This window comes from Citrobacter sp. T1.2D-1 (assembly GCF_950098555.1).
GTDB classification, from domain to species: Bacteria; Pseudomonadota; Gammaproteobacteria; order Enterobacterales; family Enterobacteriaceae; genus Citrobacter_A; species Citrobacter_A telavivensis.
Genome location: NZ_CATNHH010000078.1, coordinates 147,595 through 161,573 on the forward strand (window position 1 = coordinate 147,595; position 13,979 = coordinate 161,573).

13 protein-coding genes are annotated in these 13,979 nt (G+C 57.2%); 4 read left to right on the top strand and 9 right to left on the bottom strand.

Going from position 1 to position 13,979, the window contains the following annotated elements; genetic code table 11:
- Positions 1-41 precede the first annotated feature (41 nt).
- The 7 genes from QQZ17_RS25870 to entC all read right to left on the bottom strand — a co-directional run bounded on the left by QQZ17_RS25870 (position 42) and on the right by entC (position 7,422).
- Positions 42-239, bottom strand: coding sequence for a YbdD/YjiX family protein (locus tag QQZ17_RS25870; protein ID WP_042320768.1), 198 nt, complete (start codon positions 237-239; stop codon positions 42-44).
- Between the two features lie 57 nt (positions 240-296).
- Entirely contained in the window at positions 297-2,402 is a 2,106-nt protein-coding gene (gene cstA / locus QQZ17_RS25875) for a pyruvate/proton symporter CstA (protein WP_125368887.1), read from the bottom strand.
- Positions 2,403-2,587: 185 nt separating this feature from the next.
- Positions 2,588-3,001 carry a proofreading thioesterase EntH gene (gene entH, locus QQZ17_RS25880; RefSeq protein WP_152405530.1) on the bottom strand — a complete coding sequence of 138 codons (414 nt, stop codon included), beginning with the start codon at positions 2,999-3,001 and terminating at the stop codon, positions 2,588-2,590.
- 2 nt (positions 3,002-3,003) lie between these two features.
- A complete protein-coding gene (entA, locus tag QQZ17_RS25885) occupies positions 3,004-3,759 on the bottom strand; it encodes a 2,3-dihydro-2,3-dihydroxybenzoate dehydrogenase EntA (protein ID WP_152405531.1) in 756 nt (251 codons plus the stop codon).
- A complete protein-coding gene (locus QQZ17_RS25890) occupies positions 3,759-4,616 on the bottom strand; it encodes an isochorismatase family protein (protein WP_152405532.1) in 858 nt (285 codons plus the stop codon). The genes entA and QQZ17_RS25890 overlap by 1 nt, the downstream gene beginning before the upstream one ends.
- 13 nt (positions 4,617-4,629) lie before the next feature.
- On the bottom strand, positions 4,630-6,237 hold the full coding sequence (gene entE / locus QQZ17_RS25895) for a (2,3-dihydroxybenzoyl)adenylate synthase EntE (RefSeq protein ID WP_152406376.1): 1,608 nt from the start codon (positions 6,235-6,237) through the stop codon (positions 4,630-4,632).
- Between the two features lie 9 nt (positions 6,238-6,246).
- Positions 6,247-7,422 (bottom strand): isochorismate synthase EntC, encoded by a 1,176-nt coding sequence (gene entC, locus QQZ17_RS25900; protein ID WP_152405533.1) that lies wholly within the window; start codon positions 7,420-7,422, stop codon positions 6,247-6,249.
- 190 nt (positions 7,423-7,612) lie between these two features.
- On the opposite strand from entC, the gene fepB reads away from it, so the two are divergent.
- Positions 7,613-8,554: a Fe2+-enterobactin ABC transporter substrate-binding protein gene (gene fepB, locus QQZ17_RS25905; protein ID WP_152754347.1), complete on the top strand. Its 942-nt coding sequence runs from the start codon at positions 7,613-7,615 to the stop codon at positions 8,552-8,554.
- 47 nt (positions 8,555-8,601) lie between these two features.
- On the opposite strand, the gene entS is transcribed toward fepB, so the two are convergent.
- Positions 8,602-9,840, bottom strand: coding sequence for an enterobactin transporter EntS (gene entS, locus QQZ17_RS25910; protein ID WP_152405535.1), 1,239 nt, complete (start codon positions 9,838-9,840; stop codon positions 8,602-8,604).
- A 111-nt stretch (positions 9,841-9,951) separates the two neighbouring features.
- Between entS and fepD the strand changes: the two genes are divergently transcribed.
- Genes fepD through fepC form a run of 3 tightly spaced genes read left to right on the top strand, consistent with a single transcriptional unit; the run spans position 9,952 to position 12,736 of the window.
- Positions 9,952-10,956, top strand: a complete 1,005-nt coding sequence (gene fepD, locus QQZ17_RS25915) for a Fe(3+)-siderophore ABC transporter permease (RefSeq protein WP_152405536.1) — start codon at positions 9,952-9,954, stop codon at positions 10,954-10,956.
- Entirely contained in the window at positions 10,953-11,945 is a 993-nt protein-coding gene (gene fepG / locus QQZ17_RS25920) for an iron-enterobactin ABC transporter permease (protein WP_152405537.1), read from the top strand. The genes fepD and fepG overlap by 4 nt, the downstream gene beginning before the upstream one ends.
- Entirely contained in the window at positions 11,942-12,736 is a 795-nt protein-coding gene (fepC, locus tag QQZ17_RS25925) for an iron-enterobactin ABC transporter ATP-binding protein (RefSeq protein WP_152405538.1), read from the top strand. The genes fepG and fepC overlap by 4 nt, the downstream gene beginning before the upstream one ends.
- A 37-nt stretch (positions 12,737-12,773) precedes the next feature.
- Here fepC and wzz(fepE) read toward each other — a convergent pair whose 3' ends face one another.
- Positions 12,774-13,907, bottom strand: a complete 1,134-nt coding sequence (gene wzz(fepE) / locus QQZ17_RS25930; RefSeq protein ID WP_152405539.1) for an LPS O-antigen length regulator Wzz(fepE) — start codon at positions 13,905-13,907, stop codon at positions 12,774-12,776.
- Positions 13,908-13,979: the final 72 nt, after the last annotated feature.

Sequence of the window (13,979 nt, forward strand, 5' to 3'; positions counted from 1 at the left end):
GTGCCGGATGACGCGCTTATCCGGCCCGAATTTTCTCACACTCAACAGCAGCGCGCCCCACCTTTTCCGCCATAGCGAGCATCCTGCCGCTCGCGGAAAAACTCCTCGTAGGTCATTGGCGTCTGATCCGGATGGGTCATCCGCATATGCTCAACGTAGTTGTCATAGTCAGGCACACCGATCATCAGTTTCGCGGCCTGGCCCAGATATTTCCCGGCTTTCGAAAGCGTATCAAACATCGTTACCACCTGTCAGAAAACCCCTCTCCCGGCAGGAAGAGGGGGATTGATTACACGTTAATGCGCGCCTTTGGCCTGCGCAACGATCTCTTCCACATTTTCCGGCATCGGCTCATACGGCGTCTCTTTCGCCGTTGGTTTGTCCTCTTTAAGTGCGGCAAGCGCCGTCTTAATGGAGAATAGCGCCAACACCACGACCACCACCATGAAGAAGATAGTCAGGCCCGCATCCAGACGGTTGTTAAACACCAGTTGCGCCAGCTGCGATTCGGTGTACTGCGGCGGGATATTACCGCTGTCGATCATCGCCTGGAACTTATTGGCAATCGCCAGGAAGCCCACTTTTGTATCCGGACTGAACGATTTCTGCCAGCCCGCCGTCAGAGTACAAATCAGCAGCCATGCGGTCGGCACCAGTGCCACCCACGCATAACGCTGACGTTTCATCTTGAACAGGACAACCGCACAGAGCATCAGTGCCATACCCGCCAGCATCTGGTTGGCGATACCAAACAGCGGCCACAGGGTATTAATGCCGCCTAATGGATCCACCACGCCCTGATGCAGGAAGTAACCCCACGCCAGCACGCACAATGCGGTCGCCAGCAGGTTGGCAGGCAATGAGTCCGTACGTTTAAGGCCAGGAGATACCACGCCCAGCAGGTCCTGAAGCATAAAGCGCGCCGCACGCGTCCCCGCATCGACCGCCGTCAGAATAAACAGCGCTTCGAACAGAATGGCGAAGTGATACCAGAAGGCGACATCCATCATGCCGCCCAACGCGCCGTGCAGGATATAGGCCATCCCCACCGCCAGCGTTGGCGCACCACCCGCACGAGAGATAATCGACTGCTCACCCACTTCGTTGGCAATCTGATGCAGCGTATCCGGCGTAATGGCAAAGCCCCAACTGCTAACCACCTGAGCGGCAGAAGCCACCACGTCAGTGGTGCCGGCAGGAGCCAGCACGGCCATTGGGCTGTTCATGGCAAAATAGACGCCCGGATCGATGATACAGGCAGACACCAGCGCCATGATGGCGACGAACGATTCCATCAACATCCCGCCGTAGCCGATAAAGCAGGCCTGGCCTTCGTTCGCCAGCATCTTCGGCGTAGTCCCGGAGGAGATCAGCGCGTGGAAACCCGAAACGGCGCCACAAGCGATGGTGATAAACAGGAACGGGAACAGGTTACCCGTCCACACCGGTCCGGTACCATCGACAAATTTAGTCAGCGCAGGCATCGTCAGCGTCGGGCGCATGATCAAAATACCCACCGCCAGACCGACAATCGTACCGATTTTCAGGAACGTAGAGAGGTAGTCGCGCGGAGCCAGCAGCAGCCACACCGGCAGTACCGCCGCCACGAAACCATAGCCCACCAGCATCCAGGTTAACTGGACGCCGGTGAAGTCAAAGTACGGTGCCCAGGTTGGACTTTCCGCGACCCAGCCGCCGGAAATAATGGCAAAAACGAGGAACACCAGACCGATAACCGACACTTCGCCGATACGCCCCGGACGCAGGTAGCGCAGATAGATCCCCATAAAGATCGCCAACGGGATGGTGAACGCGACGGTGTAGGTTCCCCACGGACTGTGGGTCAGCGCTTTCACCACGATCATCGCCAGCACCGCGAGGATAATCACCATGATCATGAAACAGGCCACCAGCGCAATTACCCCTGCGGTTGGCCCCATCTCTTCTTTGACCAGTTCACCCAGCGAGCGGCCATCGCGACGGGTTGAAACAAAGAGCACCATGAAATCCTGAACCGCCCCGGCTAAGACCACGCCGGCCAGCAGCCAGATCATGCCCGGCAGATAACCCATTTGTGCCGCCAGTACCGGTCCGACTAACGGACCCGCGCCGGCAATCGCCGCAAAATGGTGACCGAACAACACTTTCTTGTCGGTGGGCACATAGTCAAGCCCGTCGTTATGGCGTACCGCAGGCGTCATACGCGTCGGGTCAACCGCCAGCACATTTTTGGCAATGTACAGACCGTAGAAACGATAGGCGATGAGATAAACACAGACCGACGCCACGACTATCCACAGCGCGTTGATCTGTTCCCCACGGTTTAGCGCAATATAGCCCAGAGCAAATGCACCCATTACCGAGAGCACTGTCCAGATGAGGTATTTCCCTGATTTATTCATGGTTGTTATCCGTTTGCGTGTTCCAGAGAATAGAGATGTTACATTTTGTTTCTATAACATCTTTTCTGGCTTTAACAACCTGACAACCCAATAAACCTGAAGTATCACCGACTATTTACATTGCATTGTTAACTGGATCACTTCATTCACCAGCTAACGCTGCAATCTCATGACATTACGCGCGCTCAGCCCAGTACCATCGTTCCCAGTCGGCAGGTACAGCACCGCCGACCTTGTTCATCAAACACCGCGATTTCCCAGCTCTGGCTTTGCCGCCCCAGATGCAGCGGCTGACAGACTCCGCGCACCTTGCCCTGCGAAACCGCCCGGTGATGAGTGGCATTCAGTTCTGTCCCGACGACGCACTGCCCGTCGCGAGTCATCAGATAACCTGCCATTGAACCTAACGTTTCGGCCAACGCCGCCGAAGCCCCGCCGTGCAGTAAACCAAACGGCTGATGCGTGCGGGTATCCACCGGCATTTCCGCCTCCAGCACGTCATCACCGAGTCGGGTGTAGACAATGCCCAGATGCGCCACCATCGTGTTCTGGCTGGTGGCGTTCAGTTCGTCGAGCGTTAAGTGACGTTTCCAGATCATCGTTACGCTCCCAACGTGGAGCCGCCGTCCACTACGATATCCTGCAACGTAATGTGGCTGGCCAGATCGGAAGCGAGGAACAGAATAGTGTTGGCGATTTCCTGAGGCCGGGCAATCTTGCCCAGCGGAATACCGAGCTTGAACTGCTCACCAAAGCCGCGAATACGCTGCTGTTCCGCGTCATCACTGACCCACAGCGTGCGCTGCATGTCGGTATCCGTGGAGCCGGGTGACACCAGATTACAGCGTACCCCGCTGCCCGCCAGCTCCAGCCCGACGGTCAGCGCCAGACTTTTCAGTGCTGCCTTCGACGCGCCATAGGCGCTCATGCCGATGCGTGGCGTATGGGCGGCATCAGAAGCCACAGTCACTATCGCCCCGCCCTGCTGACGGCGAAATTGCGCCATTGTCTGCTGGAACAGATTAAAGGCGCCGCCGACGTTAACCGCAAACGTCTGCTGCCAGTCATGCGGGCTCAGCGCGTCAGTTGCGCCCATACGTAAAATCCCGGCAGCGTTTACCAGCACATCCAGCCGTTCGGTGTGCGCCAGCACGCGCTGGCATACCTCAGCCACCTGTCCGGCGTCTGCCACATCCATCACTTCAGTGGTAAACGGATAATCCTGCAAAGCGAACTCACGATCGAAGCCCGTGACCTGCGCCCCGGCCTCGACAAACGCCAGCGCCGTTGCGTAACCAATGCCTTTACCCGCGCCAGTGACCCACACCGTTTTGCCGCGAAAATCGAATCCGGCCATTAACACACCTCACGGGAAAGCAGTGCCCACCAGGCATCAATGGTCGGATTTTTCGCCAGCATCACAAAGTCGATATCGCCATGCACTTTACGCCAGCGCGCCGCCAGCGCCATCATCCGCACAGAGTCCAGACCGTAGTCGATCAGGTTCTCATCATCCATCGGCTCATCAGACTCATCAAGCAGCGGTAAAATCTGCGCCCGCAGTTCATCTTTGCTGGCCGGTACCGGCGAGGGCAGTAGCTCCTGAGTCATCACGACGCGACCTGAACGTCCTGCAACATACTTCAGCGACATGAGGTGCTCCTCACGGCTGAAATCAGCCAGCGCATCCGCCACCATAAACGGCTTGATATCGCGCATAAAGGCGTCCGTCGCCGTGGTCATGCAGCCGATGTGCGCATACACCCCGGTGATAATCAACTGGTTGCGTCCGGTCTCTTTCAGCATCAGTTCAAGCGGGGAACGGTGAAAGGCGCTGTAGCGCCATTTCACCAGCACGTTATCAGCTTCATCGGGTGCCAGCGCGGCGACCACTTTTTGCTGCTCCGGCGAGCGCGTGAGTCCCGGTCCCCACATGTCGTTAAGCAGGGCGCGATCTTCGTCGCTTTGATCCTTCGGCTGCGCGGTGTAATAAACCGGAATGTTGTGCGCTTTACAGTAACTGCGCAGGGCGGCGATATTGGCGATCACCTGCGCCATCATCGGACAGTTTTCACCCCAAAAGCTGACGAAGTAGTCCTGCATATCGTGGATCAGCAGCGCCGCACGCTCCGGGTCAAACGCCCAGTTGACTTTATTAACCGGAACATCAAGCGCGGTTGGCAGCGCGTAAGCCTGCAGTTTAGGAATTGCCATTGCGTGTTCTCCTTCAGGCCGAACGTGTTGCCAGCCACTGACGTAATTGTTTTTTATCGACTTTCCCGACCGGGGTCAGAGGCAGCGCCTCAACGGTTTCCACCCGGTCCGGTAACTTGAATTCAGCAACGCCCTGCTCACGCAGGAAACGGCGCACCTGTACCGCGCGTAGCGGTTCTTTTACCACCAGATACGCGCAGCTTTTCTCACCCATCAGTTCATCTTCCATACTCACCAGCGCCGCATGGATCACCGCCTGATGACGCAGTAACAGGTTTTCTATCTCTTCGGCTGCGATCTTCTCGCCGCCACGGTTGATCTGATCTTTCTCCCGTCCCTGCACGGTGATGTAGCCATCCTCGTCGATAGAGATAAGATCGCCTGAGCAGTAGAAACCGTTGGCGTCAAAGGCGCTGGCGTTATGCTGCGGGCTCTTGTAGTAGCCACGAAAGGTGTACGGGCCGCGCGTCATCAGCCGCCCGATTTCTCCCTGCGGCAATGGGTTGCCATCGGCATCCGCCACCCACACTTCATCATCCGGACACATCGGACACCCCTGGGTATTAACGATCCGCTCCAGGCTGTCGTCGAGACGGGTGTAGTTCACTAAGCCTTCCGCCATGCCGAAGACCTGCTGCAGCTGGCAGCCAATTTCGGCCGGGATCCGCGCCGCCAGCGAGGCTGACAGACGCGCACCGCCAACCTGCAACAGCGTCAGCGAAGCCAGTTGCGCGTTACTGCCCCACTCGTTAATCGCCTGTAACCACAGGCTGACCGCAGGCGGCACCAGCGCCGTCGCGTTAATCTGATGTTTTTCAATCAGCGGGAAGCACAGCGTGGCGCTCGGATCCGCTGCCAGTACCACGGTGCCACCGGCGAGAAATACCCCCAGCGAGCCGGGAGAACTCATGGCGTAGTTATGCGCAGCAGGGATCGCACATAAAAAACGCGTATCGGCAGTGAAGTGACAGATTTCATTACTGCGGCGTACGCTGTAGTAGTAGTCGTTGTGGGTTCGCGGGATAAGCTTCGGCGTCCCGGTCGTGCCGCCGGAAAGCTGGAAGTAGGCCACTTCATCCGCGGGCGACGGCGTGGCGACAAACGCGTCTGCCGGTTGATTTATCGCCGCTTGCAGGCAGTGCTCACCGCTGTCATTGAGCAGATGCACCACCCGAATAGTCTTATGTTGAGTAATGAAGGCGTTCAGAAAATCATTGTCGGCAAACAGCGCGTGCTGACGATCGGCAATCAGCAGCGCGGGTTCGATTTGCGTCGCATACGCGGTAAGTTCTGTGCGTTGATGGCTGAACAGGGCGAGAACGGGCGCGACGCCAAGCTTCAACAGCGCAAAGAACGTGATGTACAACTCCACCACATTGCCCAACTGCACCAGCGCGGTTTCACCGGGTTTGATCCCCTGGCGGCGCAGCGTACAGGCGAGGTTGTCCGCTGCCTGGTTCAGTTCACGGTAGCTCAACTGACGCTCGCCTTCGATGACCGCCATATGGTCGTTTTCCGCATGGCGGGTCAAAATGTCCGTTAGCGGCAGATCCTGCCAGTAACCTTTTTCACGGTAACGACGGGCAAATTCGTCAGGCCACCGGGTGAAAGGGATGTTCATCATCGCTCCTTAATGCAATCCAAAAACGTTCAACATGGTGGAAAGTTTGACGCCGGTTTCACGCCACTCTCCCACCGGTGAAGAGGCCGGGACGATCCCTGCGCCCGCAAACAGGCGGACCTGGTTTTTACGTAACGTCGCACAGCGGATGGTCACCACCCATTCACCGTTGCCTTCGGCGTCGCACCAGCCGACGATGCCGCCAAACAGTTCGCGATCGAACGGCTCCAGTTCAGCAATCAACTGTTTCGCCGCCTGATGCGGGAAGCCGCTCAGCGCAGGCGTCGGGTGCAGCAGACAGGCCAGCGTCAGGGCGTTTTCTCCGGCATTGGCTTTGCCTTCAAACGGTGTGCCGAGGTGCCAGAGCGTTGGCGTGGTGATGAGCTGCGGAGAAGACGGCAGTTGCAGACTCTGGCTGCGACCGCGCAGCACGGTTTTCATCGCCTGCGTAACCAGCTCGTGTTCATGGCGATCTTTCTCAGAGGCCAGTAGACGGTTTCCGGCTTCCCGGTCCAACACATCATCAGGCTGACGGCGCGCGGAGCCCGCCAGCGGCAGAGAACTAAAGCAATCGCCCTCTTTGCGCAGCAGCAGTTCCGGGCTCGCGCCGAGCAAAACGCCACCATCGTGCAACGGGACATGGAAGTTGTAACTAACCGGGTTTTGCGCCACCAGACGCTCAAGCAGCGCACCGCTGTCGATCTCGGCATCGGTGGTGATATCAATCAGTCGCGACAGCACCACCTTGTCGACTTCCGGCGTCGCCGTCAGCGCGGCAGCGCGCGCGACCATCTCTTCAAACGTCTCCTGCTCGGGGATCGCTTTGCGCGCCGTAACGTTCAGCGCCTGATGGTCGGTGAAGTAACGTGATGACTGTTGTTTTTCCTGGCGAGAAAAGGACTGCCAGCATTGGGGAATAAACAGTGACGATGGCTGACGGGTGTCAAACGGAATAGCCCCCACCATGACCGGGTTTGCGATACCCTGCGCTTTGGCATCGGCGAACATTTTTTGTAATTTTTGTTGGAAGGGGCTGTCTGGCGAATCGCCGTTCACGGCAGGTTCATCGAAGCGGGCGAAGCATCCTGACGTCGTAAAGCTCCGATACGGCGACATAAAGAAAAAGCGATGGGGTGCAAGTGTTGCCATAGTCTGCTGAACTTCCTCGGCCAAAGACGTATCCATATCATCCTCCAAAAATGATAAAGGTTTTAATAATGATTATCATTTATATTTTCGGGCGCTAACCTAAAAGCAAACAGGCGACATGTCAACTCTTGAGGTAGCACAAAGTGCGACTAACGCTTGCATCCCTTACGCTTAATAATGAAAATGAGAAGCATTAATAACTCAGCACAGGAACTGATTTGTGAGACTGCCTTCTCTGCCCGGCCTGCTCGTTACGCTCTTCGTTTTCGGATTCTCCTCAGCCCACGCCGCGGAATGGCCGCGTCAGGTGACTGACGTTCGCGGCAGCCACACGCTGGAACACAAACCTGAACGCATCGTCTCTACCAGCGTCACGCTCACTGGTTCATTGCTGGCGATTGATGCGCCGGTGATCGCCAGCGGGGCAACGACGCCAAACAATCGCGTGGCTGACGATCAGGGATTTTTGCGTCAGTGGGGCGACGTGGCAAAAGCACGCAAACTGACCCGCCTTTATATCGGCGAGCCGAACGCCGAAGCCGTGGCTGCGCAGATGCCCGATCTCATTCTGATTAGCGCGACCGGCGGCGACTCCGCGCTGGCCCTGTACGATCAGCTCTCCCCTATCGCCCCGACGCTTATCATTAATTACGACGATAAAAGCTGGCAGTCGCTGCTGACGCAGTTGGGCGACATCACCGGCCAGGAGAAACAGGCCGCCGCGCGTATTGCGGAATTCGATAAGCAACTGACCGTCGTTAAACAGCAGTTGGTGCTGCCGCCGCAACCGGTGAGCGCGCTGGTTTACACCGCTGCGGCCCACAGAGCCAACCTGTGGACGCCAGAGTCCGCGCAGGGACAAATGTTGGAACAACTCGGCTTTACGCTGGCAACGTTGCCTGGCGGATTGCAGGCCAGCCAAAGCCAGGGGAAACGTCACGATATCATTCAGCTTGGTGGTGAGAATCTGGCGGCCGGACTGAACGGCGAAGCGCTGTTCCTGTTTGCCGGTGACGAGAAAGACGAGCAGGCAATTTACGCCAACCCACTGCTGGCGCATCTGCCGGCGGTACAGAACAAGCGCGTTTACGCCCTGGGCACCGAATCTTTCCGCCTTGATTATTACAGCGCGATGCGAGTGCTCGATCGTCTCTCCACGCTGTTTTAATCGCCATTGCCGGATAGCGGTTAACGCCTTATCTGGCCTGCCTCACATTATGCCGGTTCCGGCGGCGTCTGCCGGAATCGACGTAACTCACTGAGCAACAGCAGTAGTAGCAGTCCCACAATGACCAGGCCGAAACCGCTAACGCTCGCCGAAGCCACCGGCGTCATGACGGCTCCCAGACCGCCTAACAATGCCGCACCGATGGCATCTCCCGTGACGTTCTGCGCTGTCCACAGACCGTTGATGCGCCCTAACATATTTTCCGGCGTCTGCGTTTGCAGCATCGTGTACTGCAACAGCGAGCTGATGGCGCTCAGCCAGCCGAACAGCGCCAGACAGACCACTCCTAACCCCCAGACAGGCATCAGGGCAAACACCCCAATCGCCAGAAACGCCCCCACGCTCGAGGCCAGCATGATCAATCCCGGACGCACGCTGTGCGCCAGTTGCCCGCTGGTGAGTGCGCCAATCGCCGCCCCGAGCGGAATAGCGGCGTACAACATGCCAATCTGCGCCGCCGACATCTGCCAGTTAATTGCCAGCGCCGGATAGAGCACGCGCACGGCGCTTGCCATCGTCAGCAGACCGCCAAGCAGCGCAATGCCGCCGATCAGCGGACTGGCAAGCAGGAAGCGAAACGCCGCCAGCAGCGATTTCAGCGGATGTTCACGTTGCTGTGGTGGAGGCGGCAGCGTCGGAAGGCTCAACAGCGGCAGTAAGGTGATAAAAGTGCCCGCCGCCGCCAGACCGTAGTTCCAGACCACGCCACCGGTGGCGAGCAGCAGTCCGCCCAGCATAGGCGAAATCACCGAGCCCAGACGTACGGTCAGCATGGTAATTGCCCCTGCCTGCATCAGATTTTCACGTCCTACCAGCGCAGGCGTCGCCGCCAGCAATGCCGTCACGCCCAGTGAGGCAAAAAAGCCGTCCCACAGGCCCAGCAGATAAATGGCGATCAGTGAGGGTTCTGGCAGCATCGCGTTCAGACACAGGCCGATGAAGCCAATGCCGCAGGTGCCGCGTGCCAGCAGGATCACTTTTTTGCGTTCATAGCGATCGGCCAGTACGCCGCCTACCATTAGCCCGACAAACATCGCGCTGCCGGTCAGCGTCACCGAGAGACCCACCTGCCAGGTGGAATGCGTCATCATCTGGATCTGTACGGGAACCGCAACGCCGAGCAGTCCGAGCGAGACAATAGAGATAAAACGGGCGAGGAAGACAGCGCGAAATGCCGGGTGTGTCTTCAGCAAACTGAGGTTGAGCAGCCAGGATTGTCGATTCATTACAACGCCTTAATGCGATCTTTTTTTCATTATCCATTCAATGGCTGCACATGCTAACATAATCAAATAAGATCGATAACGATAATTACTATCATTATCAGGGAAGTTGATATGTCATGTTCTGTTTCCGTGACGCGTGCCATTGCCGTGCCCGGATTGTTGTTATTACTGGTTATCGCCACGGCATTAAGTCTGATCATCGGCGCAAAATCCTTGCCCATCTCCGTGGTTGCACAAGCGCTCACCGGTACCTGTCAAAGTGCTGATTGCACTATCGTGCTGGATGCCCGTCTGCCGCGAACGCTGGCGGGACTGCTGGCGGGCGGTGCGTTGGGACTTGCTGGCGCGTTGATGCAAACGCTCACCCGTAATCCGCTGGCCGACCCGGGTCTGCTTGGCGTGAACGCCGGAGCCAGTTTTGCCATTGTGTTGGGCGCGGCGCTGTTCGGCTTTTCCACACCGCAGGAACAACTGGTGATGGCCTTTATCGGCGCGCTGGTGGCATCGCTGGTTGTGGCATTTACCGGCAGCCAGGGCGGCGGTCAGTTAAGTCCGGTGCGCCTGACGCTGGCGGGCGTTGCGCTCGCCGCCGTTCTGGAAGGTCTCACCAGCGGTATCTCCCTGTTAAACCCGGACGTCTACGATAGTCTTCGCTACTGGCAGGCCGGTTCACTGGATATCCGCAACCTCCAAACGCTCAAAGTGGTTATTGTGCCGGTACTGATTGCCGGTGCTACTGCGCTGATGCTCAGCCGGGCGCTGAACAGCCTGAGTCTGGGAAGTGATACCGCCACGGCGCTTGGCAGCAAAGTCGCACGCACGCAGCTCATCGGCCTGCTAGCCATCACTGTCTTATGCGGCAGCGCCACGGCGATTGTCGGACCGATTGCGTTTATCGGCCTGATGATGCCGCACATGTCGCGCTGGCTGGTCGGCGCCGATCACCGCTGGTCGCTCCCCGTGACGCTGATCGCCACTCCTGTTCTGCTGCTTTTTGCCGATATCATTGGCCGCCTGATTGTTCCCGGCGAGCTGCGCGTGTCGGTAGTGAGCGCCTTTATTGGCGCCCCGGTGCTGATCTTTCTGGTTCGTCGTCGTCCGCGAGGTGCCGCATGATGTACGTATCGCGTCGCCTGCTGATCGCGTGCCTGTTACTGACGGTCGGCTGCCTGTTCTTCGCTCTCTGGGGCCTGCGTAGCGGTGCCTTGCCGCTGGAAATTCCTCAAATTATTGCCGCCTTAACCGGCGATGCGCCGCGCAGTCTGACGATGGTCGTGACCGAATGGCGCCTGCCGCGCGTGTTGATGGCGCTGCTGATTGGCGCGGCACTCGGCGTCAGCGGCGCGATTTTTCAGTCCCTGATGCGCAACCCGCTCGGCAGCCCGGACGTGATGGGCTTTAATACCGGAGCCTGGAGCGGCGTACTGGTCGCAATGGTGCTGTTTGGTCAGCATCTGACCGCTATCGCGCTGGCGGCGATGGCCGGCGGTATTCTGACGTCGCTGGTAGTCTGGCTGCTGGCCTGGCGCAACGGTATTGAAACCTTCCGCCTGATCATTATCGGCATCGGCATTCGCGCCATGCTGTTTGCGTTTAACACCTGGCTGTTGTTGAAGGCTTCGCTGGACACTGCACTGACCGCCGGATTGTGGAACGCCGGGTCGCTTAACGGCCTGACCTGGGCGAAAACCTGGCCTTCCGCACCGATCATTATCCTCATGCTGGTAGGTGCCGGACTGCTGGTGCGCCGCATGCGTCTGCTGGAGATGGGTGATGACAGCGCCTGCGCGCTGGGCGTCAGCGTGGAGCGCTCGCGACTCGCCATGATGCTGGTCGCCGTGGCATTAACCGCGGCAGCCACCGCACTGGCCGGCCCCATTTCCTTTATCGCGCTGGTTGCGCCACATATCGCCCGTCGCCTGAGCGGCACCGCGCGTTGGGGATTAACCCAGGCCGCACTCTGCGGCGCGCTATTACTGCTGGCGGCCGATCTGTGCGCGCAGCAACTGTTTATGCCTTATCAGCTTCCGGTGGGTGTGGTCACCGTGAGCATCGGCGGTATTTACCTTATCGCCTTGTTAATTCAGGAGTCCCGCAAAAAATGACCGAATCAGTAGCCCGTTTGCGTGGCGACCAGTTAACGCTGGGTTATGGAAAATTCACCGTTGCCGAAGACCTTAACGTCACCATTCCCGATGGCCATTTCACGGCCATTATCGGGCCAAACGGCTGCGGGAAATCGACGCTCTTGCGGACCCTCAGTCGGCTGATGACGCCGACAAACGGTCACGTCTGGCTGGACGGCGAGCCTATCCAACGTTACCCGAGTAAAGAAGTGGCCCGGCGCATCGGCCTGCTGGCGCAAAATGCCACGACGCCGGGCGATATCACCGTGCAGGAACTGGTGGCGCGCGGACGCTATCCGCATCAACCGCTTTTTACTCGCTGGCGTAAAGAAGATGAAGATGCCGTGACGCAGGCAATGCGCGCCACCGGCATTACGCATCTGGCCGGTCAAAGCGTGGATACGCTGTCCGGTGGTCAGCGCCAGCGCGCATGGATAGCGATGGTGCTGGCGCAGGAAACGTCGATCATGCTGCTCGATGAACCGACTACCTGGCTTGATATCAGCCATCAGATTGATCTGCTGGAATTACTGAGCGAACTGAACCGCGAGAAAGGCTATACCCTCGCCGCCGTGCTGCATGACCTCAACCAGGCCTGCCGCTACGCCACCCATTTGATCGCGTTGCGGGAAGGAAAAATAGTCGCTGAGGGGGCACCAAAGGAGATCGTCACGGCGGAATTGATTGAGAAAATCTATGGGTTACGCTGCATGATTATCGACGATCCAGTGGCGGACACACCGCTGGTGGTGCCGCTGGGCCGTCGTTAATCGATCGCCGGAAGGTGCTGAACCTTCCGGCCGTCTGTCAGACCAGACGTTCTTTGACAGTGGCGTCATCCATTTTACGCGCGACCATCGCATGCTGGAGAAGCACGCCAGCACAGGCCACGATTCCTCCCATGATTGCCGCCAACACGACCACGATCGTTCTACCCGGCCCCTGTTTTTTCACCGGTAATGATGGCTCAAGCTGGTATTTGAACGGCGAGAACTTCACGTCGTGGATATTGACGGATTCCAGTTGCTCAACATAATACTGCCGGTTTTTTAATTCAGCATTCAGTTCAGCCACATCCGTTACCGATTTTTCAATTTCCAGCTTTCGCTGGATCCCATCGGCGCCCAGAGAAATAGAAAAATCAGGATCGTCTTTCACCGCCTGGCCATTGCTGTAAACCGGTTTTTTAATTCCGGCTGCATTGGCAATCTCCAGTGAATAATTGAGTCGTTTAATATTTGTATCCAGTTGATTTTTAAGTTTCACGCGGTCCAGTGCCAGACGTTCTTTCTCAAAACGTGTTTTGACCTCCAGCTGATTGCGGATATTTTCCAGCGAATTCTGCACCACAATATCAGCAATAAACCGGATATACCCCGCCAGAACCTGCTGTGCCTCTTCTTTGACCGGGGCCGTAAAACTCAACACCCAGGACGTATACAGCGCCGTTTCATTTTTCTTTCCGGCATTGCTGTCCACCGCGTTCATCTTTTCACTCAGCGCGACGATGGCCCGATGCAATTCCAGTTCATTGATTTCCGCGCCTTTTAATTGATCCATTACATATGGAGATGAGCGTAAATATTGCTCCAGTAGTGAAGACGACTGAAATTTCTTGATAAAGAGATTGAAGGTGTGACTACGATCGACTTTGATATCAAGGTCCAGAACACGTAATCCCGTCAGCGTTCTCTGCAGATCCTGCCACTGGATTGATTCGGCAGGCGTCACCACGGCTTCACTGGTCCAGCGCTGCGGCAAAAAGAACGTGACGAATAATCCCACGCACGCAAACGCGAGCGTACACGCAATAATACGTTTTTTAGCCTGCCATAAAATATCAATCAGCTTTAATAAATCGATTTCATTACTCTGAGAGTGGGGCAACGGAAAACCAGTAAACTCCGTATTTTTGCTCTGCTTAATATTAAGTGACGGCATACTGTACGTCCTGTTGCATGTTCCATGAAAGCTAATTCCTGCTAACAGCGTAACAAACCCCCATAATATTCC